Source organism: Bacillus sp. Au-Bac7, from assembly GCF_021341655.1.
Lineage (GTDB): Bacteria > Bacillota > Bacilli > Bacillales > Cytobacillaceae > Niallia.
In genome coordinates this window covers 23,039-49,034 of the sequence record NZ_JAJTTG010000022.1, presented here as the reverse complement: position 1 = coordinate 49,034, position 25,996 = coordinate 23,039, and the positions used below count along the sequence as shown (strand labels likewise).

Annotated in this window: 37 protein-coding genes; 7 read left to right on the top strand and 30 right to left on the bottom strand. The window is 32.5% G+C overall.

Features of this window, described 5'->3' with window-relative positions; translation table 11 throughout:
- The 19 genes from LXM54_RS25925 to LXM54_RS25835 form a co-directional block, all read right to left on the bottom strand.
- A partial coding sequence (locus LXM54_RS25925; protein ID WP_233318958.1) for a hypothetical protein occupies positions 1-241 on the bottom strand: 241 nt, incomplete at its 3' end.
- Between the two features lie 62 nt (positions 242-303).
- Positions 304-900, bottom strand: coding sequence for a hypothetical protein (locus tag LXM54_RS25920; protein ID WP_233318955.1), 597 nt, complete (start codon positions 898-900; stop codon positions 304-306).
- A 40-nt stretch (positions 901-940) separates the two neighbouring features.
- Positions 941-1,135 carry a hypothetical protein gene (locus tag LXM54_RS25915; RefSeq protein WP_233318953.1) on the bottom strand — a complete coding sequence of 65 codons (195 nt, stop codon included), beginning with the start codon at positions 1,133-1,135 and terminating at the stop codon, positions 941-943.
- Positions 1,136-1,173: 38 nt separating this feature from the next.
- A complete protein-coding gene (locus LXM54_RS25910) occupies positions 1,174-1,659 on the bottom strand; it encodes a hypothetical protein (RefSeq protein ID WP_233318951.1) in 486 nt (161 codons plus the stop codon).
- A gap of 54 nt (positions 1,660-1,713) precedes the next feature.
- Entirely contained in the window at positions 1,714-1,887 is a 174-nt protein-coding gene (locus LXM54_RS25905) for a hypothetical protein (RefSeq protein WP_233318949.1), read from the bottom strand.
- Positions 1,888-1,914: 27 nt separating this feature from the next.
- Complete coding sequence (locus tag LXM54_RS25900) at positions 1,915-2,097, bottom strand: hypothetical protein (RefSeq protein WP_233318948.1); 183 nt, start codon at positions 2,095-2,097, stop codon at positions 1,915-1,917.
- 31 nt (positions 2,098-2,128) lie between these two features.
- Positions 2,129-2,344, bottom strand: coding sequence for a hypothetical protein (locus LXM54_RS25895; protein ID WP_233318946.1), 216 nt, complete (start codon positions 2,342-2,344; stop codon positions 2,129-2,131).
- A 49-nt stretch (positions 2,345-2,393) separates the two neighbouring features.
- The gene (locus LXM54_RS25890; protein ID WP_233318945.1) at positions 2,394-2,888 is read right to left on the bottom strand and encodes a hypothetical protein; all 495 of its coding nucleotides are present in this window, start codon (positions 2,886-2,888) and stop codon (positions 2,394-2,396) included.
- Positions 2,888-3,142: a hypothetical protein gene (locus tag LXM54_RS25885; protein WP_233318944.1), complete on the bottom strand. Its 255-nt coding sequence runs from the start codon at positions 3,140-3,142 to the stop codon at positions 2,888-2,890. The genes LXM54_RS25890 and LXM54_RS25885 overlap by 1 nt, the downstream gene beginning before the upstream one ends.
- A gap of 234 nt (positions 3,143-3,376) precedes the next feature.
- A complete protein-coding gene (locus LXM54_RS25880) occupies positions 3,377-3,607 on the bottom strand; it encodes a hypothetical protein (RefSeq protein ID WP_233318941.1) in 231 nt (76 codons plus the stop codon).
- A gap of 567 nt (positions 3,608-4,174) precedes the next feature.
- Entirely contained in the window at positions 4,175-7,045 is a 2,871-nt protein-coding gene (locus LXM54_RS25875) for a hypothetical protein (RefSeq protein ID WP_233318939.1), read from the bottom strand.
- Positions 7,046-7,121: 76 nt separating this feature from the next.
- The gene (locus LXM54_RS25870) at positions 7,122-7,307 is read right to left on the bottom strand and encodes a hypothetical protein (RefSeq protein ID WP_233318937.1); all 186 of its coding nucleotides are present in this window, start codon (positions 7,305-7,307) and stop codon (positions 7,122-7,124) included.
- A gap of 46 nt (positions 7,308-7,353) precedes the next feature.
- Complete coding sequence (locus tag LXM54_RS25865; RefSeq protein ID WP_233318935.1) at positions 7,354-9,330, bottom strand: hypothetical protein; 1,977 nt, start codon at positions 9,328-9,330, stop codon at positions 7,354-7,356.
- A gap of 1,708 nt (positions 9,331-11,038) precedes the next feature.
- Positions 11,039-11,524, bottom strand: coding sequence for a hypothetical protein (locus LXM54_RS25860; RefSeq protein ID WP_233318933.1), 486 nt, complete (start codon positions 11,522-11,524; stop codon positions 11,039-11,041).
- A 33-nt stretch (positions 11,525-11,557) separates the two neighbouring features.
- Complete coding sequence (locus LXM54_RS25855) at positions 11,558-11,737, bottom strand: hypothetical protein (RefSeq protein ID WP_233318931.1); 180 nt, start codon at positions 11,735-11,737, stop codon at positions 11,558-11,560.
- 154 nt (positions 11,738-11,891) lie between these two features.
- Complete coding sequence (locus LXM54_RS25850) at positions 11,892-12,398, bottom strand: hypothetical protein (RefSeq protein ID WP_233318930.1); 507 nt, start codon at positions 12,396-12,398, stop codon at positions 11,892-11,894.
- A gap of 458 nt (positions 12,399-12,856) precedes the next feature.
- Entirely contained in the window at positions 12,857-13,192 is a 336-nt protein-coding gene (locus LXM54_RS25845; protein ID WP_233318928.1) for a hypothetical protein, read from the bottom strand.
- 131 nt (positions 13,193-13,323) lie between these two features.
- Complete coding sequence (locus LXM54_RS25840; protein WP_233318926.1) at positions 13,324-13,464, bottom strand: hypothetical protein; 141 nt, start codon at positions 13,462-13,464, stop codon at positions 13,324-13,326.
- Between the two features lie 60 nt (positions 13,465-13,524).
- Positions 13,525-14,676, bottom strand: coding sequence for an AimR family lysis-lysogeny pheromone receptor (locus tag LXM54_RS25835; RefSeq protein WP_233318924.1), 1,152 nt, complete (start codon positions 14,674-14,676; stop codon positions 13,525-13,527).
- A gap of 137 nt (positions 14,677-14,813) precedes the next feature.
- Between LXM54_RS25835 and LXM54_RS25830 the strand changes: the two genes are divergently transcribed.
- On the top strand, positions 14,814-15,044 hold the full coding sequence (locus tag LXM54_RS25830) for a helix-turn-helix domain-containing protein (RefSeq protein ID WP_233318923.1): 231 nt from the start codon (positions 14,814-14,816) through the stop codon (positions 15,042-15,044).
- Here LXM54_RS25830 and LXM54_RS25825 read toward each other — a convergent pair.
- Positions 15,022-15,351, bottom strand: coding sequence for a hypothetical protein (locus LXM54_RS25825; RefSeq protein ID WP_233318921.1), 330 nt, complete (start codon positions 15,349-15,351; stop codon positions 15,022-15,024). The two genes, LXM54_RS25830 and LXM54_RS25825, sit on opposite strands and share 23 nt — an antisense overlap.
- A gap of 104 nt (positions 15,352-15,455) precedes the next feature.
- Here LXM54_RS25825 and LXM54_RS25820 point away from each other — a divergent pair, with 104 nt between their 5' ends.
- Entirely contained in the window at positions 15,456-15,704 is a 249-nt protein-coding gene (locus LXM54_RS25820) for a helix-turn-helix domain-containing protein (RefSeq protein ID WP_233318919.1), read from the top strand.
- A gap of 68 nt (positions 15,705-15,772) precedes the next feature.
- Here LXM54_RS25820 and LXM54_RS25815 read toward each other — a convergent pair whose 3' ends face one another.
- The 10 genes from LXM54_RS25815 to LXM54_RS25770 all read right to left on the bottom strand — a co-directional run bounded on the left by LXM54_RS25815 (position 15,773) and on the right by LXM54_RS25770 (position 22,729).
- A complete protein-coding gene (locus LXM54_RS25815) occupies positions 15,773-16,660 on the bottom strand; it encodes an AbiTii domain-containing protein (RefSeq protein WP_233318917.1) in 888 nt (295 codons plus the stop codon).
- A gap of 33 nt (positions 16,661-16,693) precedes the next feature.
- Positions 16,694-16,957 carry a group-specific protein gene (locus tag LXM54_RS25810; protein WP_233318914.1) on the bottom strand — a complete coding sequence of 88 codons (264 nt, stop codon included), beginning with the start codon at positions 16,955-16,957 and terminating at the stop codon, positions 16,694-16,696.
- A gap of 14 nt (positions 16,958-16,971) precedes the next feature.
- On the bottom strand, positions 16,972-17,238 hold the full coding sequence (locus LXM54_RS25805; RefSeq protein WP_233318912.1) for a group-specific protein: 267 nt from the start codon (positions 17,236-17,238) through the stop codon (positions 16,972-16,974).
- Positions 17,239-17,284: 46 nt separating this feature from the next.
- Positions 17,285-18,220, bottom strand: coding sequence for a replication initiator protein A (locus LXM54_RS25800; RefSeq protein ID WP_233318910.1), 936 nt, complete (start codon positions 18,218-18,220; stop codon positions 17,285-17,287).
- 455 nt (positions 18,221-18,675) lie between these two features.
- Positions 18,676-19,404: a replication-relaxation family protein gene (locus tag LXM54_RS25795; protein WP_233318908.1), complete on the bottom strand. Its 729-nt coding sequence runs from the start codon at positions 19,402-19,404 to the stop codon at positions 18,676-18,678.
- Positions 19,405-19,438: 34 nt separating this feature from the next.
- Positions 19,439-20,806, bottom strand: a complete 1,368-nt coding sequence (locus LXM54_RS25790; protein ID WP_233318906.1) for an FtsK/SpoIIIE domain-containing protein — start codon at positions 20,804-20,806, stop codon at positions 19,439-19,441.
- A complete protein-coding gene (locus LXM54_RS25785) occupies positions 20,799-20,984 on the bottom strand; it encodes a hypothetical protein (RefSeq protein WP_233318903.1) in 186 nt (61 codons plus the stop codon). The genes LXM54_RS25790 and LXM54_RS25785 overlap by 8 nt, the downstream gene beginning before the upstream one ends.
- Positions 20,966-21,289: a hypothetical protein gene (locus LXM54_RS25780; RefSeq protein ID WP_182103179.1), complete on the bottom strand. Its 324-nt coding sequence runs from the start codon at positions 21,287-21,289 to the stop codon at positions 20,966-20,968. Before LXM54_RS25780 ends, LXM54_RS25785 begins: the two co-directional genes overlap by 19 nt.
- Before the next feature lie 284 nt (positions 21,290-21,573).
- Positions 21,574-21,834 carry a hypothetical protein gene (locus LXM54_RS25775; protein WP_233318901.1) on the bottom strand — a complete coding sequence of 87 codons (261 nt, stop codon included), beginning with the start codon at positions 21,832-21,834 and terminating at the stop codon, positions 21,574-21,576.
- A gap of 712 nt (positions 21,835-22,546) precedes the next feature.
- On the bottom strand, positions 22,547-22,729 hold the full coding sequence (locus LXM54_RS25770) for a hypothetical protein (RefSeq protein ID WP_233318899.1): 183 nt from the start codon (positions 22,727-22,729) through the stop codon (positions 22,547-22,549).
- A gap of 260 nt (positions 22,730-22,989) precedes the next feature.
- On the opposite strand from LXM54_RS25770, the gene LXM54_RS25765 reads away from it, so the two are divergent.
- The 5 genes from LXM54_RS25765 (at position 22,990) to LXM54_RS25745 (ending at position 25,933) form a co-directional block, all read left to right on the top strand.
- Positions 22,990-23,217 carry a helix-turn-helix domain-containing protein gene (locus LXM54_RS25765; protein WP_233318897.1) on the top strand — a complete coding sequence of 76 codons (228 nt, stop codon included), beginning with the start codon at positions 22,990-22,992 and terminating at the stop codon, positions 23,215-23,217.
- A gap of 65 nt (positions 23,218-23,282) precedes the next feature.
- Positions 23,283-23,960, top strand: a complete 678-nt coding sequence (locus tag LXM54_RS25760) for a DUF3967 domain-containing protein (protein WP_233318895.1) — start codon at positions 23,283-23,285, stop codon at positions 23,958-23,960.
- A gap of 159 nt (positions 23,961-24,119) precedes the next feature.
- Positions 24,120-25,346 carry an Alp7A family actin-like protein gene (locus LXM54_RS25755; protein ID WP_233318892.1) on the top strand — a complete coding sequence of 409 codons (1,227 nt, stop codon included), beginning with the start codon at positions 24,120-24,122 and terminating at the stop codon, positions 25,344-25,346.
- A gap of 9 nt (positions 25,347-25,355) precedes the next feature.
- Positions 25,356-25,724 carry a hypothetical protein gene (locus tag LXM54_RS25750; RefSeq protein ID WP_233318890.1) on the top strand — a complete coding sequence of 123 codons (369 nt, stop codon included), beginning with the start codon at positions 25,356-25,358 and terminating at the stop codon, positions 25,722-25,724.
- A 23-nt stretch (positions 25,725-25,747) separates the two neighbouring features.
- On the top strand, positions 25,748-25,933 hold the full coding sequence (locus tag LXM54_RS25745) for a hypothetical protein (RefSeq protein WP_233318889.1): 186 nt from the start codon (positions 25,748-25,750) through the stop codon (positions 25,931-25,933).
- Positions 25,934-25,996 lie beyond the last annotated feature (63 nt).

Sequence of the window (25,996 nt, the reverse complement as noted above, 5' to 3'; positions counted from 1 at the left end):
CCTTAGATACTGTTGAATACGACCTTGAATAGTCACCTAAACAACTATCAATAAAGTCAGTTATGCTAATTTGATAATGGTTTAAAATAACATCAATCACTCGAAACTTATCAATGTCCCTTAAAGCTGCGTAATTATTTGTGAAAAGGGAGAGGTATCCCTCTTCCCCTATAGAATCAAGAGCTCCTTTGATTACATTATTAGCCGTAGTATTTTCAATAAAATACATGTGATTTTCCAATAAATTAGCCCCTTTATAGAAATTTTAGACATAAAAAAAAAAGACACCTATTTTAGAGTGACTTAGATTGCAATATTCTTCCGTGATCTTCCACTTAAAATATTGTAAACAGATATTTCGTCCATTCCATAGTGTTTACTTATTTCCCTTGCATATGTAGTAACCGCAATACCAGATTCCTTTTGTTTCTTTCTATGTTTAATTACATCCTCATCACTCATTTTCTTAGGAGAACGTCCTTTTGCCTGCTCTGACATTTTCCTTCTAAGTTCCTTATCATGTTGATTTAAGGTAGGGGTGATATTGGAATAGTGGTTGTTGTAGACGTTCCCATCTCTATGGTGTAAAGTAACTCTTTTCCCGTTCTCATCTTTCGTCCAGGAGCCGATAGATACCCCCTTATTGACACTATGAGAAATCCAATGCGTGTATACCGTTTCCTGTCTACCTTTATAATCAGCGGGCGTTAAACAGTAAAATAAGTAACCTCCAAATGATTGAGTCACCTTTAATTTTTTAATCTTATTCTTTCTTAGGCTATACAATTCTACATTATCCTCATCAAAATAATACCCTACAAATCTTTCGTCAGGTATTTCTTTTAATTTAAGATCCTTTATCATTTGTTCTTTAATAAGTGCGAATTCCTCTTTAGTCATTAACTTTTTCTGTTCCACAATCTATGTTTCAGTCCTTTTCTTAGTTTTTAAATAGGTCTACTTCGATTCCTTGCTGTTGTAACGATATAATCATTTCCTTTTGTATTTGAATGGTATCCTTAAATAACCGCTCTCTTTCTGGATCTGGTGAATATAAGTAGGTCTGCTTAGGTTGTTGCAGGATTACCGCTTCATTTTTAGGCTTAAATAGGTAATCTCTAATAAAATTTCTCATAAATATCCCCTTACTTATTAATTAATAAAAGTTATGTTTTATTGTAATTCTTCGTTCTTTTCTTCCTCTTCGATCATCTTTTCAATTCTCATTTGGAGCTTATCCAACATACCCTCTTCCTTAGAATCAATAAGAGTATTCATGTTGTGTTGGAATTTCTTCATCATTTCCTCATACAGTTTGATACTTTCTGCAGGGTAAGCACTAATTATGTCTTCGTAATGGTCGTATCTTAACAATTCATCAAATGCCAATACCTTTTTACTAAATACGCTTGGAATACCAAGATCAGCAAATTTATAAAGCAATGCAAAAGTAGCCCAATCCGTCATATTAATTTTCTTAAATGCTTTTTGATTCTCTGCGAATTCAGTAAATGTTTCTCCTAACAAATTCATTACATCTTTCTTAGAAAAGTTAGGATAAATAAATACATGGTTTCCGTCTGGTAGTTCTACACGTTTCTTTTCATCGAATTTCTTATTAATTTTCTTTACTTCTGTTAGTGTTAATTTATTAGCCATATGTACACGCTCCATTAATTTTATTTTTAGTATTTATAAGTATTGATATTGCTATTAATCTAGGATAAAATTAAAATGAGTGAGTTTATCCTCTAACCATTTATCGAAATTAGGATCAGTTTCTTTTAATCTGTACAAAATTTTCTCATTCAAAGAATTAACTTTTTCACCTGTAACCCTTTGACTTTCCTTTAGTTCCTCTATATTCAATTCAACTAATTCAGACATTAATAATTTCCTCTCTGCTTATAAATTTCAGGGCTTCATCCAGCCTCTATCCAGCATTGCTGCTAACCTTTTTGTCTTTCTATAGATACAGATATTTTTACCACTCAAACTAAAACCTACGAAAAATGGCTTAATTCCCAATTTCTCTAATCTATTACTTGTTTCATTTGAATAGCAAAAATACATGTCCTTTTTAAAATCCTCTAACACCAGGACACCCTCCTTTTGCTCCTATACATCCTTAAATCGTCCTATCCCTTGATAAAATCCAATTAAACTCCCTTATTAATAAGTGATAGACAATATCCTCATCCTTGCTATAATCACCTCTTGTACTCACGTTATATTCGTTTTCAGTAAGCTCTACATAGCTATTAAAATTAATTCTGTCTCCTGTGTATTCGTAAAATATTTTCACTGTGTCATCGTGCTTATCAACTTTAGTTACTTGAATCATACAAATTCACCCCTTTTCCATAAAAAAGAGTATGCCATTTAGCACACTCTTAATCTTCTAATGACTGCATTGCACTTTCGTACGTATCACCATATAAACCTTCCTCATAAGCAGCTATAATGATTTCAGCAAGTTTCATGTAGGCATTACCCTTGATATGTCTTAATCCCTCTGTCTGAGCAAGGAATGCAATTATACAGCCCATTTGCTCTTGTTTGGTTTCTGCACATTTTAACTGCATACACAAACCTTCAAGTTGCTCCTCAAATGGATCTTCTTCAATTGGCAGTTTCACCTCTTTTTCTTCTGACTTATCTTTATAGACTTGTGCTCGCTCAATCCCTGCTGGTGTAAGTGAAATTTCCCATTCCTCAGAATCAATAATTTCATTAATAACAATTAAGTTTGTAGCCTCTAAATACTTATAGTCTTCTTTTCGTTCTTCCATATTGTGAGCATACATAATACTAGGATAAAAGTAATTTTTATTTTCAACAGCATTATTAAAAATCTCGACCATTAACTCTCTTCTTGTTTGTCTCATTAAACCATCCCCCTAATTTGTACAGTTTTATATTCAACATCTAATTTTAAATCTGGATACTCAGAAACAAAGACAGGTAATACTGCTCCCTCTTTAATGAAATCAGTTAATATGTAGTGATAATTATTATTGAATAAAATAAAATCTGCCATCTTGTCAAATAATTTCACAGAATAAAGATCTCTGTCCAAAATGTCTTCATAAACAATATGAGAAACTAAATTTTTAAATAATTCATTTGATCCATATCCCATTTGATAAACCCTCATTGCTGACGCTAACTGAATATATGCTTTCTTTAAATGTTCATTATTTTTTACTTCTTGAATTATATTGATTTTAACCACCTCTTATTTTTATTAACATTCATTAACGGCTTTTTACTTTGAAAAACCTCTAAAAAACCAATTAACTCCTTTTGCGTAACCCCATAATCTGTTGTTTTTTGAACAGTCTTTATTAATTTTTCTGATATTTAATCCTCTCCTTTAATCAATTTGGTAAGTGAATTCTGTTTCGATCATGTACAAAACACTTTCTATATCCTCAAATGTATCGTAATAAGATGTTTGGTAACTTCCTATTTTCGTATTGTTATGTATTACATATATAGTTGCTATGTCATATTTTAAAAATGTTCTAATGGCTTTACTTCTTTTTCGTATGTATTTCTCATCTGGTTCACCAGGATTAATTAAGTAGCTAAATTCTGAATTCACTTATTGCTATCCCTCTCCTTAGTAAAATTAGTTTTTATTACAATCGCATTGACAACCACATTCTCCGCAAGGAGGTATTTCGTAGTCGTGAACTAGCTCATATATCCTTTTCTGTATATCTGGAGGGAAATCATATTTCGACTTTAAATACCTCGTTATTAACGATGCACTCTTGCCTACTTCCTTAGCTAACCACACTCGTGTAATTCCTTTTGCAGCAATTAACCGAACTAAATCTAACCTTTCCTCTTTTGTTAAACGCACTTGCCTATTCCTCCCACTTATTCATAATTTAACTTCAAAAACGAATAAAAATTTTATTATTTTTATTGCTTTTTTATTTTAAAAGTGATAAATTATTATTGATTGCCTATTTTATTAAATAAAAGATGTAAAAAGAAGTGAAGGAGCCCATCTACTTTACTCAATGAGTTTTACTTCGATGCTGCGACATTGGGTACCGTTCGCATTTGAACCTTCACTCTCTTCATCTAGTCAGCCTAAAAAAAGGAGAAAACACTGATAACACTAGGTTTCTCGCAATATAGTGGTGCATTTTTGCCCTTTTTAATTTTCATTTTTTCCTAGTTTAAAAGCTTCTAAGAATACATTTGGACTAGATTTGTATAAATGACTCATCAACCTAACACAACTGTTATTCTTTTCTTTAGTTTCTCCATTTGACTTTAACTCCGTTTTTTCATGAATCTTCATTAAAATTGCGTACATGGTATTAGAATTCACTTTGATCTTATCAAACTTATCATGTTGCTCATCGATAATATTATCCAATATCACTGATAATTCATCTTCATCAGAATAAGCATGAGTAGCATTAATTAGATTCTGAGTTTCTTCAGCAACCTCTTGTACCTCTTTAATTTGTCTGCGATTTCCTTTTCTAACATCTTTATCAATTAATAACCAACCTAGCTTTTTAGGTTTAATTGTTTTAGGAGCTGGAGTTAAATTACTGAATTCATCATATAAGTAATCCATGGGAGTGTTGTAATGTGTTCTTACTAATCCATCTTTCTTTTGTTTCTCTCCGTCAGACTCTTTAGTTTGATCTTTTTCCGCTTCTATATTTGATACATCTTTCTTTTTGTATTTATCATTTTGAACATATACCCAAAAATTAGGCTTCGCTTCTTCTCCGTTATCATCTAATTTCAAAGCCAATCCTTTAGTTAACTCTCTAAGTTGTTGACTAGCTTTAACTTTATATTGACGTTTGCTGCTATCTATAGCAATTCCTGATAAAACAGAACATATTTGAAATACATCCGTTAAATAGTCTAATGTTTCTTGGTTAGGACTATCTTTAGAAAGTTCATTGAAATACAGGCTTAAAGAAAGTATCCCTTGATTAGTAATTTCTCCGATTTCAGTAGTAGCAAGGGCATTTTTACTATCAACCAGTGCCATATCCTCTGGAGTGAATTGATATTCCGTTTCCTTTGAGTTTTCCATTAGAGGTATTCTATTTACAGGTACTTTATACTTACCTAGATTATCTCTAATGGATTTTCTAATTACTTCGTTATCTGTCAAAAGGCAAGAATCCGAGTCAAAGTCGCACCCATTTAACTGATCCATTAAAATATGAGAAATGGAATTGATTAACACAATGTTTTTTGTTAGCTTAAAGTACTTTAAATACTTATGATATTCATTAGATTCCTCATCTATTGAAACACTGTTGAACAATATAGAATTTGCAGGTGAAACGTGTGGGTTGCGAAAACCCGCTAATTCACCAGGAGGAAACATGGTTGTAATTATCTCATTTCCCTTCAGTGCTAAAGGTTTTTCTATTTCCCTCTTATCGTTTAATTTGATTTCTCCTACTGACACGAGAAAATACTCAGCCAAATTTGAAGCCATAATAGCATAGTCTCCACACACTCTAATTCCACCTGATTGGACTTGCTTTCTATATTCCTTAATTTTGTATGCTTTGAAATCTCTAAACACCTTATTTTCAGCAATTTTATTGTTACGATTATATAAAGATACAAACATTTCATTGGCGTTTACTGTAGTTTTTGTAAAGTCGAGATATTCAATAAACTTTTTAGTGTCATTCTTCAATGCAGAAATATAATTCAATTCATATTGAGCTAGTTTTTTAATCTCTTCTTTTGTAGTTTTAGGAATCAAGGGAAGAGAATTAACCATTTGATATGACATCCTTTGGAGAGGAAATCCTTTATCCTCACCTCTTCGTGATATTTTTTCCGCCTTACAAATTCCAAAGATTGAGCCATTTGCCTTTGTTTTCTCTTTCCATCTTTCCCACACAGCCTTTTTACTTCCCAGTGTATAGTCATACTTCCCAATTAATTTTAATGTGCTTGGATTTGCAATCATGCGAATTTTGGAAGCCTTAATTGAATCTCCAAACATGTCCTCTATATACCAAGTATCAAAATCAATGCCTTTTTCAATTGCATAGGCTCTAAGCATATCCTGCAGCCTAGTGTTGAAAGCAGCGCCTTTGAACCAAAATCCACGCAATAACATAAAACCTTTCTTTGCATAGTCACCTTTAAAGCAACTTTCATCTAACAATAACTCACCGTCAAAAATTTCATTTTCAATCGTAGCTTTTCTTGGTGTCCTAATTAATTTACTTTCCTTAATTTCTTTACCCTTTGGAGTAACAATTGTATTTTCCTCTAGTTCTATCACGTCAACTTCATGTTCAAATATACTCATTACTTTATCAATCATCAGGATTGAAGAAGGATTAATCTTCACAGTTCCTTCAATAGCTGAACAGATTAAGCTTAAATAACTTTGTATTCCACTTAAATCAACTGAGCCGGTTTTCTTACTGAAATCTAACTCCAACATCATCCATTTGAGCATATCATCACGTAAACTTTCCTTGATCATTAGGCATTCGCCTTTTCTACTTTTGGAGGTTGTTCTGCAAAAAAACTTAAAAGTGTCTTTACTTAATATTTCACCAGTTTTATAATCAGTTTCAATTACAGTTACACCATGCTTATAAATTTCTTCTCTTAATTGTTTAGAATTAAAACCTCTCCATTTTGGGTTTTCTATATCAGATTCAATTTCTTTCTTTTTATTTTCCCAATAACTCTTAGATTCTTCATCACACACCCCTGTTTCATTTTTTTCTTTTTCCAATTCATCTAGTTTGTCATTAGCTATTTTGATTAATTGTTTACCGCTTTTTACTTTTTGCGTAAATTTAATCGCAATGATATCTCTTGTTGAATTCTTTTTTGTTCTTCCAGTAGTAAATTGTATGTAATTATCTTGTTTTTTCAAATGGCGTACCATTAAGCTATCTGGTAATGACCCTTTATATTTAAATTGAATTTGTTTGCCTCTATGTTCGTTTTCCCATAGTAATGCTGCCTCAATTTGCGGAATGTATGTAATTTTATTATTTTGTTTACCCATTATTGTTTAACTCCTTATTTGTAATTAATTAATTTTTCACTGTTTAATATGTATAACTGTATAAGTGTTACTTTGTTTAATTATCTAATCCGTTATGTTGTCTAATGATTTTGTTTACTTCATCTGTCCTGAAATACTGCCAATACATCCTACCTTCCATGCTGTAGGCTTTAGTTATGTAGCGGATATGCGCTTGTTTTAACTTTTTATGTAATTGGAAATCGTAACAGAAAAAAAGAATGCTACTATCAAACTGTCGCATTCTCGTCACCTCCTGTTTATTCAATTAATTAATTTTCATTAAAAATTCATTTGCTCTGTACAATCAGTTTAGGAAAGCTGGCTGCAGGTAATTGATCTTCCGTAATATTTAACTCTACTTTAATTGCTTTAGTGCAACCGACTCTAACTAAGTCATACTTATCTAACAAATCACCTATACAACGCTTTATTTGAGCCTCTTTGTGCTTCTTTTGACCTTTGTAATACAATTTAACGTTATCCAAAATTTCACGCTCATACGTCCATCCTTTGGCTTGTACAAGCTCCATTGTCGATTGCTCAATCAGAGAAACAATTTCATCGTTCAACTGTTCTGTTTTTTGATTCTTTTGTTGAGGGAATACTCGATTAGCTTCTTCTTGACCAAAGTTTCTAAGGATTCCTTCATAGTTCATTGTTTTAGTTGTTAACCCTTTACTAATCCAAACTTCACAACGTTTTTCTAAGTCGTCAAAAAAGTCGAGCGTTTGTTCTTTAACTTCATATGTACTAGCCATATACTTATAGTTTTTTAATTTTTTTCGGTTTTTTAACATTTTGTAAATATTGGAAGGGATTTCTTTTTGATCCAATTTGTAAATCAATTCAAAAAATGAATAAAAGTTCATTCTCATATTGGTATTAGTTGTACTTCTTCTCATTCGACCAGCTATCTTTTCAGTTGATTGCCAAAACAAAGCTCTAGGATTTTCTTCATCAACTGAAATATTTTCTTTTACTAAATCAAGCAGTATGTAAAAGTCTTCAAGAAATCCATTGTTCTTAAACAACTTATAAAAATTAGGATATATGTCAGCTAAAGTTGAGGATTGAAGCATAATTTTATATTCATCAATTTCAGCTTTTACTCGTTTCTGAGTATCACTTTCAACAATTTCAATTTTATAAAGTTCCATCAAAAACAATTTAGCATCTAAAGGTTTACTATTATGTAATTTCTGTACAATTTGAATAATACTTCCAGTGAATGAATGAGAAGAAGAATGACACTTATATAACCAATGTCCGTCTCCTTGATTAGATTGAAATATGCTACCACTTGGACTATTTTCATCATGAAATATGTCATAAATGTGATTAGATGTTGTTCCAAGAAACTGTTTCAAGTCACATTTACATAAGTATTCATTAACTTGACTGTTTGTATATACTGTTGTTGATACTGGATTAAGCCGTTTTTGTAACTCTTTAATGTTTCTACTTTTAATTAAATCAATGTTACTTGTTTTATGATAAGTATTATTAACTGGTATGTATTCACTCTTAGTTACACTTACTGGATTATCAACTTTACTTAACTTGTAATCATCTAAACTAACTACCGTTGATTCTGTGCTGATGCTCGACCCTTTGGTAGGATATATATTGTAGTTAACCCTAGTATATTCTCCCAAAGGGGTAGTTAGGGGGAGGGTGTTCGTGTAGGCATTTATCGGTATTATTTCCTTACCACCGTAAAATAACCTAGTTCCATCACTACAAGCTTCATCTGCATCAGGGTACATTTTAAGTAGTTGCTTAATGGTATCCTCCATTTTTTCTCTGTCATATATCGGCTTATCTAAAACAAACACAACTCTAAATTTAGGATGTTCGTCAGTATATGAAAAAGTCTTATAAGCAAACGCAGCGTGAGATTGAATGAATTCATCTTTCTTTATAGTCTCGATAGTTGTAGTTACGTGTTTTACTTTTATGTATTTATTATTTTCATCTCTTAGGATCTCACCTTTATTATTCCGTAGGAATATTTCATTATCGAAGTCTAATGCAATTACCTGTTGAGAATTCCAATATTGTTTATTCCTTTTTGGCAATCCTTCATTATCAAAAAGAAAGCTACAAAGAAAAGTTTTACCTTTTAATACCTCTTCGGCTAATTCCTTAGCGTCAATAGTCCTTGGATACCTAACAATATTCTGATTAATACCTGCTGTTTGTCTCGGTGTAGGTTTATTGCTGTATGTCTGTGAATCAATCATTAATTTAACTTTCAATCCCATTTTCTTAACTCCTCTGTTTAAATTATTAAATACTTGTTTACCTATTATTATTTATTCACACTAAAAGTTACGGCTTGCCTCGGATACTCATATTCCTTTCACCTCCTTAAAAATTTGTATACAAAAAAGGAACCTGCATAATTGCAAATTCCTTTTCTCGTCTATATATTCATTTTTTAACTTCAGAAATGAATAAAAAAAAATAAAGAAAAACGTATTCCCTACCAAATAGTACTAGTTTACCTATTTTGCTATCAGCCCAGATACAGCAGGCACTATGACAAGTTCCTAATGCGTTACATTTCTATTCTTATATTACAAGGTTGCTTAAATTGAATTTATTCCAAGTACAGAAAGGATTTCAGCTTCTGTCTAACTGCTTAGATATTCACGTAGTACAAGTTTACCTAATTCTTCATGAAGCCATGTAGCTCAACTGAAACAGCGTTTTAATTACTGTCCACATTCCCTATCATAGGTACAAGTTTACCTACTGCCTTTTAAAGCCGCTTATAATGCGATATACAGCGTTTTTCTATTTTCTCGCTTACTCGTATTCTTGTAGTACTTGTTTACTCATATCGGCTGAATATGCGACTATAACAACATTCTGGACATGGTTCTGTTTTATAATCACTTCATTTAGTACAATTATTCCTATTGACTTATGAATCCATGTTTATCAATTGATGAGAGGTCATCAAACTTTCTTAACATCCTATTCTTATAGTACTTGTTTTCCTTTGGGTAGCTTAAACCCTATTCAAACCAATGATATCAACGTACTGCTAAACCGGTAGCAATATTTCGTTTTCGCTACTGACTCAATGGTTGAATACTCTCCTTTAAAGAGGATTATCTAAAAAACGGCTCAATCGCTTGGGAGAGTAAGGATGAAGACACTTTTTTCACACTGGTAAATTACACAGAATCACCAAACACCTTGGCGCTCTAAGGCTCGTGGATTTCCAGAAACGTACACTCTAAGAATTACCGCTGTTCCTAAATAGGCAATTAACTAAGTGAAGTGCAAATTACTTACAGGAGTAAGACGGATTATGTTTTAGTACGTTTATTTATTTGCATCTGAGCGTCATTTATTATCCATACTGAGATATAAATCATTTAACGGTCTTATCTATACTGATAAATACCATTAACTGTCCATATACCATACTGAGACATAAGCTTTAATGCGTTACATTTAACTTATCCATTTGCACACTTTCGGATTGCTTATGTGACTTACCTTTGAGCTTTGTTCATCGGAAAATTAATTTAATTTTTTCTCTATCAAATGTACAAGAAAACCACACCTGCTAAAAATCCTTTAATATCAACCCTTACAGCAATTTTCTATTTTTCTTCCTGATTGAATTCCTATCTTATAGTACAAGTTTTCTATTTAGTTTTAAATTGATCCACAAATCCAACTCCTGTAAGGGTTTGTTAGTTGTAAGTACTTTGTTTCTGATGGTGGTTAAGCCTCTGCTACTTAGTACAAATTTTCTCCCCTATACTCGTGACCTTTGATAACAAAGACTTTATGACTGTTTTCTATTTCCCTAAACAACGCTCAGGCGGTCATATCAGCCTCGTATGAGCTTTTAATTATCAAGGTAATATAAGTGAAAGCACAAACCTGTAAAAGCCCATATAAGACCTAATAAAACTTGTCTTTTATTGATTGAATATTTAATTCTCACAATCATTCAAATTTCATTCTCTCAACATAATCTGAATACTTCCTCATGACACCTAATAGAAAATTCATATCCTTAAGTACCGATTCTCTCTGCAAGACAATCCTATCGACATGTGTATTTTCTAGCTTGTTTCGTATTGATATAATTGATTTCAGCCTGTTGATATAATTCTCATCACCCAGCACTGCTTTATTAATGTAATACAGCCTCTCATAACCCTTCAGATTACCTGGTAAATTAGTGAAATATATATATCTAATAGCCCTAGAGGTGATTTTCACCGTATCAATCAAGGAAACCATCTGTACTTTAATTACTTCTTCCAATGCACCAGTTAGCATTCCATCAGCAGCAAATGGTAATTTACTATTCTTCTTATAATATTCTATTTGGTCAAAGTGAGCTTCAATCAGTTCAATACCTTGCTCGAATTTTTCATACATAGTTGGAATATTTATAATGATCTTTTGATTAACCTTAGAAGTCATAATGTCACCCTTTTCGCATTTTCTAAGATGATGTTACTTCACTCGTCTTAATAATGGTTTAATCTCATCTTCTTTTACTGTTACCTTAGTGTGATCCTTAGTCCTAAGAACATATTTTTGTTCCCACTCTTCATTTATGTAATCAGATACTACTTCGGCGACTTGACCGTTTAGAGAATTTTCTTTTGTTATAATCACTTTTTGTTTAGGCATGGTTTCTGCCTCCTTTAAATCTTTGTTACTTGTTTAGCATTTTAATTTCAATACCTACAGCATACATAACTTTCATTAAATCTGCCACGCAATGATCGAAGATAGCACACAAACGTCAGAGTGTATAAGTGCGCTATTCCAAAAATAGATAAAGCTAATTCTTTTTTGTAGTCCAATTCCTACGAGATGAATTATTAATATTTTCCAATTTGAGAATGAATGATTTTAATATTAGGCGTTTTCTCTCACTCACTTTTCTCCATCGAATACCTTCTTTAATGAAATCAATGTCTACTCCTAAGTAATTTAATTTCTTAATAATTACTTTCCTCAGTTTCGCATCTTTATTTTTTGCATATCGCCATTCACTTATAACATCTTTAATTTCGTTTAATTGATCCTTATTAATATCTTCTCGTACAATTTCAATTTGGTCTGCAACAGCTAAAGTTCTGTTTTTCCCTGCATATAACATACCTTTATTAAAGAAAACTACACCTTCAAACTTTTTACCTGTCGCTTTATTGCCCGAAAAGTATTTAACCCTATCACCTTCGTAAACTTCCTGACCAGTTATGTCTGTTATCTCAGAACCTCGTTTACTTTCTTTAATTAAGTTATTTAGCTTTCTTTTTGTATACCAACCTGCTTTTAGTTCCATCTTGATTAACACCTCCGATTTAATTAATTTAATTTCTTATATTTGTTAAACACTAATAGTTCAATTAATTTAATTTCTTATAAATTTGTTGACATACGTAAACCGATTGTAGTATTATTTCATTATCTAGTACATCACTACCCACTTTTCATGGGCTTTCTATTGTTTGAGTTTGTCGGGATTTTTAAGACGAAAAAAGACAATATTCAGTTTTCAAGGAGCGGGATTATCTCAAATATCAAAATAATTGAGGCAAACGGTCGGGAAACTGAATGTCAATTTTTTGATATTGTTTTTTTTGATACTTATTTCTAGTGTACTACTGTTCTCTCAGAAGAACAACCATTTAATTAATTTAATTTCAATAAAATATTCATATAGGTCAAGATACTAGAATATCTTAACCTATACTAAGTTTAGGAATCTGCAAATTCTTAAACTCTAACGGGAACATTAATTTACTTTTCTGTGGTAGGGAAAGGGATTATCGTTCCTTTTTTATTTGCCGTTTTGTTCTCCCATCGTTCTTTAGCTGCTGTATATTCTTCCTCTGGTATAAAATCGCTATTTGCAATATCTCCATAAGCATCCATTAACCCCCATTGAATGAATGAATTTGTATCAAATGAATTAAGAATATGATCCTGACCGTCTGAAGTTGTTATTTCTAATCTTAAATTACTTATATTCTCAGGATGAAAGAAATCCTTTAACTGTTCTAAAGATTCAATATCTCTGTAGTTCTTTGAAGATGCGATAAAAGTAGTGCCGCCTAAGTTTGCCAGTATGCTCATTTGTTTTCCCCTCTCAATTTCTGACCAGTTCCAATTTTTCTATTGGTCTCGTACCTTCGATTTTTTTGTAAAGCAAGTAACACTACCCTATTGAGTAATGTTTTCCTGCTAATTTCTACTATGCTATTAAATTAACCAGCTTTAGGCTCCTGAATAGCAGCTTTGTATGTATCTTCATGTTGTTTTGCAGCTTGTTCAGTACCCTTAAATCCAACTGCACTTGCAGCTCCAATAACTCCAACTATTGCAATAATTGCGATTATCTTTTTCATTTAACGTTCACCTCCTTTCAAGCGTTGATCCGCCTCCTTTCTGGATGATGAACGATTACTTTAATTTTTTTGGTTAAAGAATAAATCTACAACTATTTCATTTTCACCAAGTTCAATCAATGCATTACGAGAAAGTCTAGCTAAAAACTTATCCCCCCTACTTTTAAACATAGATAAGCTTTTCCAGTACAGATTAACTTCTTTTGTTGCAATAGCACGGAAGTAAACTGTTTCGGCTGATTCTCCATGTTTATCCTCATAGTCGTTGATAACATAAATAGCTTGTTCAGTATCACCTGATACGGCTAAATGAAAAGCTCTAATTTCTTCATTTTCATAATCACAAGTTAGTTCTTTATTGTGAAGAATTTGAGCGAATTGGATATTGTGTCTAATGACATTAGCACCGAATCCTAATTTCTCATACTTTTTACAAGCTACACCCATATACTTCATGTACTTATCATAATTTTCTTCTTCTAAAAGGTAACTTAAAGCCAGATAGTTATAACCGAAAGCTTTATGTTTTTGTGAATCAGTTGTTTGAATTAACTCTTTCATCATGTGTCTAGCTGTCTTAATATCATTCTGCACACGTAATTTAACAAATACCATAAACTCCATATATCTAACTTTGTATGACCTTTTGAAGAATGTATCTTCCAGTAATTCAATATCATCAATAAGACTAGATGCCGTAAACATAAGAAAATCATAATGTTTTTGAGCTAATAATGAATAACATTCTAATAGTCTAATCATGATTTTTGCATCACCGTACTTAATGGATGTTTCACCTTTAACTACTCTATATAACTCTTCAGCACCAAACTCTTCAGTGTAGTATTTATATAGAATCTTATATACTCGGCAAAACTCTTCAAGTTCAGCGTTTCTATCACATTCATGTTTCTCAATAAGAAGTTTCAAGAGATTGTATTTAGAACGTGTAGCAGCATATTCCATGGCTGAACGAATATTCATTGGAGATCTTAGTGTTAAAGAGTACTCATGAAAAATTTCATCAGATAGTTGTACATCATCACAAATGAATTCAATTATCTTATAAGCTCTTTTGGGATGTATCTCTCTGCTACCATTAAGCAATCTTGTTACATGAACAGTATTGCATCCAGTATGCTCACCGATATCAGATTTCTTGAATCCTTTTTCCAGTCTCTTTTGCTCTAATAGTTCTCTGAAGTTTTCCATTCTAGCCACCTCCTCGCTCGTCCTTGTTAATCCTTAATACTATAATACCTGATTTCGGTATTTATATCAATAGCTATTTCCAAGTTTTATTAAAATAAGCTATAATTTTTTTAGATATTACAAAGGGGAATGAGAACGTGAGAAAAATTGAAATTAGACTAAAACAGATACTAAAAGAAAGAAATATGCTTCAAAAAGAATTAGCAGAACTTTGCGGAGTTTCACCAAATGCAGTGAGCATGTTAGCAAGAGGTCATGTTAGTCATATATCAGTTGAAATTCTTGAAAAGATACTTAATGTACTGGAAGATGTTGAACTAACAGATATCATAGTAGTAAAAGAAATCAAAGAAGCTGATCCACGTTAAAATTAAAATCATCTCGCCAATCAGTATTATCTATTTCGGATTTGAGTAGTTCATAAATTGATTTTATTTTTATTAAGTGAAGGATGGATTTTAACATTTCTATGTCGTTATTAACGGTATCACACAATATTGCGGTTCCGTTATTCTTATATAGATTAAGTTTGCTTTTTTCTTCTTTGCTTATTTTCACTAGGTAAACTTGGTTATCATCGTCCCAAATGGCATATTCATCGTCAAAGCGATAAACGTTTTTGTAAATATCGCACTCATAAGTCGCTAAATCATACAAAATAATCTTTTCAAACATACTTTACCCACTCCTTTTTATTGGTTACTACAGGAGTAAGTTTAGACTAACTACAGGAGTAAGGCAAGTGCATTGAAATTATTTCCATTCTAAGGAGTACTATTATGTCTTATCGTTACAATTTACAATCCATTATGAATGAGCTAGGTATAGAAAAAAGTTACCATTTAACCATGCTCACTAATAAGAAAGTACGTCCACAGACCATCGATTCTTTAGTTGAAGGTAAAACACAACGACTTGAATTGGACACTATACATACACTGTTAGATGTCTTAAATAAGATTGCTAATGAAAAAGGATTAGATAAAACATATACAATAGATTCATTGATTACATATGTGAAAGATTAAGAATACAAAGAACAGTAACAGGCTGTACAAGGTACTAGACCATCATTATTTAGATGGTCTTTTTAATATTAAAATAATTTACCTGCGTAGTCTGTGATTAGGTTTGTGACTCGATCTGTTATGGCAGACTCACTTGCTGTGCCAATTATTCTGGCAATGACATTTAAACCTGTTTTAATGACTCCTGGTTTCGGATCGGTTTCTTGTAACTCACTTTCAATAGTTGTTATCTCATTTTGAATCTCAGTATTGTTTTCTGAGCTTAAGTTCATTTTGGAAATATGAGATAATACTAAGTCCAATAGCTCTTTCACTTCACTGATATTTACTCCAACACTTAATGTCTGCTCAGAATTAATTGAACCCTGTTGCAATTGAGAATTATACATATTATGAATAATCGTTGTATAGCTTTGTTGAGCAGCCTTTTCTTTTTCTTCTTTAGAAAAAGTCATTCCTTCTCCTAAAATTCCGTCTTTTTCTAATTTTAATGCCCAATCAAGTATTGTTGATTTTACTGATTCGATGATCTGGAGGATACCAGATTTCGGGAATACTAATAATGGCTCAACTCCATATTCATTGTATATATCATCGACCAGTTCTAGGGGAACTTTTGTGGTAAGATCTCCTTCACCTAGATACAAATCTTCTAATTGGACAACAGATTGGCTTAACTTTCTAATTGAAGCAATATGCTCATCTTCAATACTACCGAAATAGACATTCTGCCAACCATGATAACGATTAAAAGCTCTAACTCTTCCTTTGACCTCACGGTAAGCTGGAATGCTTGAAGGATTATCTTTATAACCGTGCATTTCTGATAAAATCCAATTTTCAAAGTCCTTGATTTCTAACTTTTTAGCAACTACAAGTGCTTTTCTCAATAGGTTTGTGACTTTTTCATCACTATCCCATACGGCAGCTTGTAGTTCAAGCACTAAAGATTTCATCTTTCGGTCTCCTCATTCTATAAATTTAAAACTCTATTTTTTCTCCATAATCCAAATCTCTAAAAATCCCCTTGTTTGTTTTGCGGGATAATACCACTTGTTACCTACTTTTCTCTTTGGAAATCGTGAATCATAAAAGAATTCTTTTTGAATTGTATTCATGCACATACATGTCCTTTTTTCTAATTCCTTTGTATCCCAAAAAACCAATTCAGAATCAACTTTATCAATGTGCTTTTTTAATTCCTCTAAGAATAATTTCCTTACTTCTTTATCATCTAATTTTACTTCTAACATTCCTACTCCTTTACTCAGTACCTTTTTTCCTCTATCCAAATTAATAAAAATTCTTTAGCTTTCTTTGCTGGAAATAGCCATTTTCTGCCCAGTTTAGCTTTTGGAAACCTAGGATCATATAGGAATTCTTTTTGGATTGTACCCCACGACAACCTTGTTTGTTTAATCAAGTCAGTGGTATCCCAAAACAATGTTTCTGTCTCCATTCTCTCTAAATGTTTTTTAATTTCTTCAAGATAGATTTTCTTTGCTTCTGTTTCATCTAAGTTAATTGTTAACATTTCAAATCACCAACCACAATTTAATCAGGTTACAATGACAATTTTTTCATTCTTCAAGCCAATTGTAAAAAGGGACTTTCTTAATTTCCATATTGCTTAAACGATTAGAGACCAATCCCTTATTCGTCTTCATTTGTTGTTTAGCATTTTCTTTTTGTCTACGTAACTCTAAATCCTCAATTTTTTTAATAAGTGAAGTACATAAATAATCTCTGAAACTGTTCACATTGCCTTGATTATATTTATCTATAACCTTTTTAATAACAGCTTTAAATGATCTCTCTGATAATTCAGCTTTAGTGGCTTCTCTAAAATTACTTATAATTAAATTAATATTTTCTTGGTTATGTGGTGCCGAAGTATTCGGTATATCATCATCTAAATTATGTATATCTTTATTATTAAAATTACTTTTAGTCTTAGTTGAGTTAGTCTTAATATAATCATTCTTAATAGTCTCCGATTTTCGGAATTCTGGTTCTCCACTTTTCGGAATTCTAGAATTCTGTTTTTCGGAGTTCACTACTCCCCCAACGATTTCCGAAGATTCCGAAGTATATTCCGAACTTTCCGAAGGTGTATCTTCGTCATTCGATATATCTTCGTGATCATTGTTCGCTTTATAAACATCTGCTTCGGAATACTCCAGTTGAAGGATATAAAGTCTATTCCCTTTCCCTTGTCCAAGGCGCATTTCTTCAAGTAAACCAAATTTAACTAATTCCTTTTTTAAATTAGTCGCTTTAGTGTTTTGACAGTTCATTCTATCTTTAATAGTTTCAATGGACATTTTTATATAATAACGCCCTTTTTTATCTTTCCATCCTTTTTTCATCGATAACTTAATCAAGTCTAAGCAAAGCATATAGAAAAGTTTACTGTCACCTGACATACTCTTGTATTTTTCACCATACATTAGTAATTTAGGGAATTGGAAATATATTAAATTTTGATGGTCTACGTTAGTGAAATATCTACTCATGAAAGCTTGTCTCCTTTTAGAGACGAAAAAAGAAGCATAAAATCCCCAAATTTCAGTAGAATAATAGTGAAAAATGGTAAATCATGCTTCTTTTTGTTATACAAAAATGTAGGACATTCTGTTGTCAACTTCAAATAATGATGTTATAATAACGCTATATCAAGCGATATAAAACAATTATAATGAAATCAAGAACTATCCGAACAACATGTTTACCAGGTGTCTTCTGGTATCCGTTAGTAGCGAGCGCCAACTCGACTATTAACAGTTTGGGTGGTTCTTTTTTCGTTCAGTTTTATTACTTGTAATTCTACTCTTTGTGGACAAGTTACGCAATAGCAAAATTGAGTTATCCACATAATTTGGCAATTTTTCAGTGAAATCAACTATAATATTATAATTTCAGACTAGTTATCCACAACAAAGAAAAGGAACACCTTCAGAAAGATGCTCCGTTAATTCAATCTATATGTTATGCCACCATTACTTTTAATAGGTTGTGAGACTGTTATATTTGGCTTATTTGGCGTTTTAACCGCTATCGCTTCTTTAGTTACCTTTTTCTTTTCAGAAGCCTTAAAATAGGCTATTGCAGGCTCTAAATCGGATATCTTATTAACCCATTCTATAGTAAAGTCATATATCGACTTATCAAACTTTGAATTTATATGCCCTACGATTAAAATGTTGGGGAATTCCTTATATACCTCTTTCCATTGCCCGCTCTTGTACCACTTTTGATAAGCGCTAAGTTTTGTTTCAAGTTGCTTTCTGGAGAATAAGCTATTCTGAACCTCGATAATCCAATCATTGTCTAACCAAGTACAAGCGATATCAGGTCTAAATTCCTCTGCTCCTGGTATCTTCTCTTCAACTTTTAAATTAGAAACATGCGAATACTTGTTCATAGCGATGTGTGTAGAGGCTATTTCAAGGTAATGATCTCTCTTTTGGGAGTTTGATTTTACTTTTGAATCCTTTAGATAATAAATGTAACTCTGGAAGCTTCGGTCTGTAATAGCTGCTATCTCTGAATTAGGTCGAAGTCTCATGCGATTAAGAACCCTATTTGCATTAACTCTTGGATAGGTTAAATTATTGAAGTGTAATTCGCAAATTTGTTCTGTAGATAGGAAAGTGAAGGTTTGAAGTGATTTAAGAATTGCTAAGTCACGTTTTTTCATATTACAAACAACTCCATAAAATAATTTTACGCAATCAACCTTTCTTATTAAACAAATCTATAAAGGGGATAACATTATCAGGGGCAATTTCTGTTTGTTTTTGTGGTTCTTGTGGTGCTTCCATCTCAATAACTTCCTCTGGTTCGGTTTCTAATGGAATAGGGATTTGATACTTTTCTAATAGCTTCCACATTTCTTTATGTGTTAAAAATGGTACTTGCATTTCCCTTAATTCGTGAGTTTTAAATAATGCTCTACCTTTGATATTAGACGGTAATTTCTCCGCTCCTGTGCTGTCTATTGCAACTCCTGAAGCATAACCGGAAGGTAATCGGAAAGTTATCTTAGCATCTGCATTTTGCTTAATCTGACGAGGCATGGTGTCGCTTGTTGGATATTGAGTTGCGAATATTAAACGATATCCCAAACTACCTCCCACACTGGCGAGTCGAGACAATTTAGATTGACATTCGGTTAACATTTTCTTTTCATAATCATGCATGAATTTATCAGGAGCTAGTTGAGCACCTTCATCCACAATAACGAATTTTCTCTTAGGATTAGGGGTCTCTACGATATTGCTGATGCCTTGTTTTCTAAACTCAACATACTCTTGTTCAAGCAATCCGTATTTCTCTCTTCTCTTTTTCTTTGGATACTGGTTAGTTAAATAAGTTAACAATGCGTGAGATTCCTCTAGGTTACTTGCCACCGCTTTTACTTGTTTAATACTTTCGTATTTGCTAAATTCCAAGCCTCCTTTGAGATCAATAATGTAAAACTCTACATCTTCTGGGTGACACTCAATAAGATAAGTCATTATTACTCTTAATAAAACAGTTTTCCCAAATCTCGTGGTACCCGCTATTGTCATGTGTGGAATTTGATCAAAGTTATGCCAAATCATTCCTCTAACTGATTTTCCAAGTGGAATAACCCATTTATCTTTAATTTTATTTATCGTCTTATATGGTACTAAGTCAGGTAGGTCATTGTCATATACGTTTATATTCAGTGTTTTACCTGTCATTGGATTAGCTCTACCAAAATCTATATCAACCGGCTTTTGTAAACCGTCAGCAAAAACACTTATCTGAGATTCTACATCGTCTAATTTAGTTGCTGGTAATCCTAAAGGTACAGTGTACCTATAAGTCGTTCCGATTGGAATTTCCTTAGTTACCTCTTTCTCCTCTCCGTTTTCTTCAACTACATCAATATAGATATCCATAATTACATCTTTTCTTCTGTATTTTGGATATTCTTTATCCCCGCTTTTCTTTGCAATTCCGTAACCTATATTCTCCATGATGATTTTTAACTTTTTCTTATCGTTTTTCTTTACTCCAGGAAACGCTGCAGCTCCAGCAATAAATAGGGCAGGTGCAATCCATTCAATCATTAAACTCCCTCTTTTCTTCAGGTAAGTTATATAAACGGTTAATCCACTTAGTGCGTTGTTCGATTGTTGAATCTTCAATTAAATCAAGGATCTCATCTTCCCCTAATCCCATGTCATCATGATGGTCAAAGAACATCTCGTCAATTACAGAATTAAATTTCATACCCAATCTAACCAATCGTCATCTTTTTTCTTCTTTTTCTTGGTTAGCATATCTTCATACTCATCTGTGGTGTGCTCATATAGTTTGTCACAAAAGGCATAGCCGTTTCCTGAAAGGTTAAAGCGATCCATGTAATTAATAAGAGTTTCATAATCTTCCCTTGTATCGAGCTCCAAATATAATTCTTTTAAATACTTGTCGCTAAATAAGAATGGAGTGTGGTTCAATTCATCAAACTTACGCTTATGTTGTCTTTCTTGAAATGCTGGACTACTCTTGTAACCTTCAAACATACTACGGATAATATCAGCCATACTCATGCTATCCTGCTCCCTTTTCTTAATTTACAAACAAACTTGGTAACTTGACCGTATCCTTTATATATATACTTGGGTTAATGTTCTTGTCTCGTTCTACTGCTGTTACAATCTGATTCATAGCTGAATACTTATTAGAAAACTCTAAGTATCTATCCATTCTTTTTACTTGTCGTCTAAGATCCGCTATCTTACGAAAAACCACATAGCTCTCATATGAAAGGTAAGCTAACCCACTTATGAACACCCCAGTTGAAATTAACATGTTGCACTCTCCTATCAGTCAATTAAAATCCTGCTACTAATCTCCTGAACAATGGATTTTTGAATATAACCCATAAGAATGAAAATACTAGCCCGCCTACGCACATCCATTTAACGACTGTTTGGTTAATAGGAACACCGCACTTTTCTAAGATGACCAAACCTAATAAAACAGCCCCTGTACTTACGAAGAAAGTTAATCCCCCATCGAGCATTTGTTCAATTGGTATACTGGGCGAAATGTTACCCGCTACGAATGATTTAAAAGGAATCGTTTCATACATTTTCTATCTCCCTCTCCTTATGAAAATCACGACAGTGCCCACTTTACGTTGCTTTTTTTGAAAAGATTTTTGTGAGAGTAAAAAGCTACACCTTTCATTTGGAAAATGGGAAGGTGAAAAAAAGTAAGAGCATAAGGGAAAACTGCAACCAAATGATGGTTGAAGCCGCAGTGCGACTTGTTTTTTCGTGGTGGCACTTTTTTTTCCAAATGTGCACATTTTCGTTATTTTCACACACGTTTTTTGTGTAAAAAACACCTATTTTTACACATTTACATTGAAATACACAAAATGAGCCGAAAATGTGTGCAAACGTGGTAAATAATGCTGGAGCATTGGACTAAAGAAAAGAGAATAGCGAACAGAAATTAAAGAGTAGTTTTAATGAAATTGAATTGAAAATTAGTGGATTTTTTAGATGGAAAAAAGGTATTAAGTATGGATTTTAGAGGACGGTTGAATTATTGATATTATAATGTTTAGGTCAGCACCGTAGGGTAGCGCAACCCTAGACGAATTGAACCTGAAACCTCGGATGCAACCTGGGGTCTTGACCTGTTCGCTAATAAGTTATCAATTAAGAACTAAAATCACGCTCTTTAAGCAATCCCTTAATCAAATTCAATTTCTTTTTACTTTTTCTTTTATTATGGGTGCGTAGAATTAATTTTTTTTAATCATTTTCTTTCCCTCTTTCTTGTACTTGGATTAGTTAAATACCAACGTTTCTATATGTGTATTGGTAAATGTCATTTAAGAAGCCTTCTAGTTGGTTATACGAGCTATCATTTTCATTAAGCTCCTCTAGATATGCAATTAGTAGCTCGGTTAGTAAATGGTAAAAGTAATCCTCGCTTATGCCGCTCCTCCGTAATGACGAAATCAAATGTTCCATTCGATTCTCCCCTTCCTTAAACAAATTTGAAAGTTTTTTAACCATGCAGAATGTACAAACTAATAATCTATTTCGGCTAAATACATTTTCTGATAGACAGTTAATCTTTCTGGAAATGTATTTGCTGATACTTAATCTTACTCCCCTAACTTGTACTTGTTGCCCATTTTTTTGAATTAATTTCAATTAGTTGAACTATGTATAATCTCTTAAACTTTTGGACAAACAAGTAACATAATAGTTCAGGAGTGTGGATTTAAATGAAAAAGCACGGATTAGGCAAGGAAAGGTCAAAATTAGGTCGTTACATTGATCGCAACTCAATAAATCAGTCTGAGTTAGAAAAAGCCGGAGTCAGTAAGGGTACAGTAAGTCGGCTCTGTAGCAGCAATAAGAACCAGCCAAATTTAAAAACGGCGAAGAAAATTATAAATTTCCTCAAAAAATATGACAAATCCATAGATTATAAAGATTTCTTTGACTTATAAAAGCAGGATTTCCCTCTGTTCTTGTATAATGTTATTGAGTAACACATACAGAACGGAGGATTTTTGTGTCAGAAATAATAGACATACCCTTTAGTAATCCAGAGGTTGCAGAACAATTAGGAGTTGCTACATCGAGTCTTAGAAAATGGTGTTTAGCACTCGAGGAACAGAACTATAGCTTTGAAAGAACAGATCAAAAAAAGAGGTTGTTCTACCATAGTGACATTATTGTTCTTAGGTATTTCAAGGAACTAGTTACCACTAAAAATATGTCATTAAAAAATGCAGCGACCGTCATTACAGATAGATTTATCAAGGAAAATAACAAGGTGTTCTTCAATGGGACGGAAGTAGAACACTCGACAGGATTAGCGTTCTTTAACGAGACGGAAAACGAACAGACAAATAATGAAGATCAATTAATACTTACTAAAACAGAGCTTACGAACATACTTAGAACACAACAAGAACAGTTATTTATACAACTAAAAGAACAGTTAAAACATGAGCTTATCCAAGATATAAAGGAAGAAATAACGACAATCCAGCAAGATAATAATGAAGAGTTATTACATAAGATTGAAGCCGCTCTTGGTAATCAAGAAACCGCTATTAAAAGTAATTTAGAGAAGCGGGATAAGTACCTTATGGAATCCTTAAAAGAGTCCATGGAGGTAAAGAAACAACTTGCAGCTACTGAAGAACAATCAAATAAGAAGAAATGGTATCAAATATGGAAATAGGCGCTTTTTAAAAGTGTCTATTTTTATCCCCTGAAATTAATACGCACAGTTGTGTACTTACTGGAATATTTAACTAGACGTGATTAGAAAGATATGGCATAATGAATTTAACAAGTCGACACTGTTGTGTACTCAAAATAAAAAGGGAGTGTATTTAAAATGAAAATTGAAAGAGATAATAATGATTACGGCAACTCTACAAGTAATTTTCTATCCGATAGCTATTATTATGAAACTAGCACGGCTGTAGCTGAATTAACGCAACAAGAAGCAGAATCACTATTCACTAATCCAACTGATTCAGTAGACGATCTATTAGACCGTTTATTAATTTCTACTATTATTGATGATAAAGAACGTTTCTTTTTAATCGGTAAATTAGCAGAAGGGCATGCAAAAGCAATTAATGTTAACGGTCATATGCATGATAAAATAAACAGCATAATACCTTATGTTACTTTCTTAGCTAAAACGGCTTACTATTACAAGTTAAAGGATAATGAAGGAAAATTAGAAGATACAATTGAGATTGAGAATAAAAAAATGATGTTACCTATCTGGTTATTAAAGAAAGAAGACAAATTCTCTACCGCTCAAAATAAAATGGCAAACCGCTTCAAAGGGGAACATAAAGTAAGTTTATTGACACCTGGACAACAAGTCGATTTAACTATTAATGTTGAAGAATCTAAGTGCTATATCGAAAGTGAAGTAGCAAGATGGGCTATTAAGTACAAAGCAGTAAACGATGATGACAACAAAACAGTTATCAAGAAAAGAACAGAAGTTAAGAAATTCGAGAACACTGAAACAGTATTTGTAGATATTGGTGGAGGTTCTACGGATGCGGTATTACTTGCAAAGGGACTAAATGCTCCAATCAGCAAAGACAGTTTCCAAGTAATTAATATCCAACCATTCTTGGGTAGATTAGAAGTGTTAATGAGAGAAAAACTATTAGAGCACTTCAGCAGCGTGAAAGCATTAGAAAAGTTCATTGTAGATAATTATAAAAAGCAAAAATACATTCTAAGTAATCCGAATACTGGACAGAAAGTTGATCTGACTGAACCAATTACAGCTATGCTTAGAGAATATGCAGAACTACTTGTTATACGAGTTAGTGATACATTCAACACTATTGCAAATAACAGAGAACTGAAATATATATACTTTGGTGGTGAAGCTCCAATACTTGCACCTTATATCAGAGAATTTATATCTAACCGCTTCAGTGAGGATATTCTAGAAAGAAATCATTATTTCTTAGCGGATATATTAGAGGAAGATGGAACTGAGTTATTCCGTCCCACTAGCAGAACAATTAATATTTCTGCACTTGAAATTCTAAGCTTGAATGAGAAAAAAGCAGCAGTTACTAAGTAGGTTTAAACTATGACTGATAAAAAACGTCTTACTTTAACCGGAACAAACATCCCTGAAGAGATTTATGATAAGTTGGCACAGTTAGGCAATGAACGAAGACTAACACCTTATATCGTACATCTTATTGAAAAGGAAGCAATGATGGATAAGTTAATAGCTAGTTTACCGTCCTTGCTTTCTAAGATGGATATTCTTGAAAATCAATTATCTAATATTAATGGAAAGCTGGATAACGCTAATGCGGTGTCCGCTCCTGAGACAAAAGAAGATATGCCAGCAGAACCAAAAGAAGAAATTATAAAAATAGGGGAAATTGGTGTATCTGAAGAAATTGAAAGCGAACTTGATGAAGAAATAACAACCGATTATGACTTTTGATTTCTTATAAGGAGGCTAGTTATATGGAGGAATTTGAATATAGAACTGGTGATTATTTCTTTAAAATAGATGCTGACCATTCCGTAATCAATGTAGAGAAGAGTGAAAGGGATTATGACAGTATCCCTAATAACTACAATAGAGAAATAACCCAAGGTGAATTCATGCAATTGGTTCATCACTATACAATCGAATATGTTAAATACTGAAGCATCCTATACGGGGTGCCTTTTTTAACTATAAAAGAAAACCATCTTCCTGAAAAGGTTATA

Coding starts and splice junctions, on each gene's coding strand:
- LXM54_RS25920 (WP_233318955.1), bottom strand. CDS start 900: ATGACTAAAGAGGAATTCGCACTTATTAAAGAACAAATGATAAAGGAT.
- LXM54_RS25915 (WP_233318953.1), bottom strand. CDS start 1,135: ATGAGAAATTTTATTAGAGATTACCTATTTAAGCCTAAAAATGAAGCG.
- LXM54_RS25910 (WP_233318951.1), bottom strand. CDS start 1,659: ATGGCTAATAAATTAACACTAACAGAAGTAAAGAAAATTAATAAGAAA.
- LXM54_RS25905 (WP_233318949.1), bottom strand. CDS start 1,887: ATGTCTGAATTAGTTGAATTGAATATAGAGGAACTAAAGGAAAGTCAA.
- LXM54_RS25895 (WP_233318946.1), bottom strand. CDS start 2,344: ATGATTCAAGTAACTAAAGTTGATAAGCACGATGACACAGTGAAAATA.
- LXM54_RS25890 (WP_233318945.1), bottom strand. CDS start 2,888: ATGAGACAAACAAGAAGAGAGTTAATGGTCGAGATTTTTAATAATGCT.
- LXM54_RS25885 (WP_233318944.1), bottom strand. CDS start 3,142: ATGGGATATGGATCAAATGAATTATTTAAAAATTTAGTTTCTCATATT.
- LXM54_RS25875 (WP_233318939.1), bottom strand. CDS start 7,045: ATGGGTAAACAAAATAATAAAATTACATACATTCCGCAAATTGAGGCA.
- LXM54_RS25870 (WP_233318937.1), bottom strand. CDS start 7,307: ATGCGACAGTTTGATAGTAGCATTCTTTTTTTCTGTTACGATTTCCAA.
- LXM54_RS25865 (WP_233318935.1), bottom strand. CDS start 9,330: ATGGGATTGAAAGTTAAATTAATGATTGATTCACAGACATACAGCAAT.
- LXM54_RS25860 (WP_233318933.1), bottom strand. CDS start 11,524: ATGACTTCTAAGGTTAATCAAAAGATCATTATAAATATTCCAACTATG.
- LXM54_RS25855 (WP_233318931.1), bottom strand. CDS start 11,737: ATGCCTAAACAAAAAGTGATTATAACAAAAGAAAATTCTCTAAACGGT.
- LXM54_RS25850 (WP_233318930.1), bottom strand. CDS start 12,398: ATGGAACTAAAAGCAGGTTGGTATACAAAAAGAAAGCTAAATAACTTA.
- LXM54_RS25845 (WP_233318928.1), bottom strand. CDS start 13,192: ATGAGCATACTGGCAAACTTAGGCGGCACTACTTTTATCGCATCTTCA.
- LXM54_RS25840 (WP_233318926.1), bottom strand. CDS start 13,464: ATGAAAAAGATAATCGCAATTATTGCAATAGTTGGAGTTATTGGAGCT.
- LXM54_RS25835 (WP_233318924.1), bottom strand. CDS start 14,676: ATGGAAAACTTCAGAGAACTATTAGAGCAAAAGAGACTGGAAAAAGGA.
- LXM54_RS25825 (WP_233318921.1), bottom strand. CDS start 15,351: ATGTTTGAAAAGATTATTTTGTATGATTTAGCGACTTATGAGTGCGAT.
- LXM54_RS25820 (WP_233318919.1), top strand. CDS start 15,456: ATGTCTTATCGTTACAATTTACAATCCATTATGAATGAGCTAGGTATA.
- LXM54_RS25815 (WP_233318917.1), bottom strand. CDS start 16,660: ATGAAATCTTTAGTGCTTGAACTACAAGCTGCCGTATGGGATAGTGAT.
- LXM54_RS25810 (WP_233318914.1), bottom strand. CDS start 16,957: ATGTTAGAAGTAAAATTAGATGATAAAGAAGTAAGGAAATTATTCTTA.
- LXM54_RS25805 (WP_233318912.1), bottom strand. CDS start 17,238: ATGTTAACAATTAACTTAGATGAAACAGAAGCAAAGAAAATCTATCTT.
- LXM54_RS25800 (WP_233318910.1), bottom strand. CDS start 18,220: ATGAGTAGATATTTCACTAACGTAGACCATCAAAATTTAATATATTTC.
- LXM54_RS25795 (WP_233318908.1), bottom strand. CDS start 19,404: ATGAAAAAACGTGACTTAGCAATTCTTAAATCACTTCAAACCTTCACT.
- LXM54_RS25790 (WP_233318906.1), bottom strand. CDS start 20,806: ATGATTGAATGGATTGCACCTGCCCTATTTATTGCTGGAGCTGCAGCG.
- LXM54_RS25780 (WP_182103179.1), bottom strand. CDS start 21,289: ATGAGTATGGCTGATATTATCCGTAGTATGTTTGAAGGTTACAAGAGT.
- LXM54_RS25775 (WP_233318901.1), bottom strand. CDS start 21,834: ATGTATGAAACGATTCCTTTTAAATCATTCGTAGCGGGTAACATTTCG.
- LXM54_RS25770 (WP_233318899.1), bottom strand. CDS start 22,729: ATGGAACATTTGATTTCGTCATTACGGAGGAGCGGCATAAGCGAGGAT.
- LXM54_RS25765 (WP_233318897.1), top strand. CDS start 22,990: ATGAAAAAGCACGGATTAGGCAAGGAAAGGTCAAAATTAGGTCGTTAC.
- LXM54_RS25755 (WP_233318892.1), top strand. CDS start 24,120: ATGAAAATTGAAAGAGATAATAATGATTACGGCAACTCTACAAGTAAT.
- LXM54_RS25750 (WP_233318890.1), top strand. CDS start 25,356: ATGACTGATAAAAAACGTCTTACTTTAACCGGAACAAACATCCCTGAA.
- LXM54_RS25745 (WP_233318889.1), top strand. CDS start 25,748: ATGGAGGAATTTGAATATAGAACTGGTGATTATTTCTTTAAAATAGAT.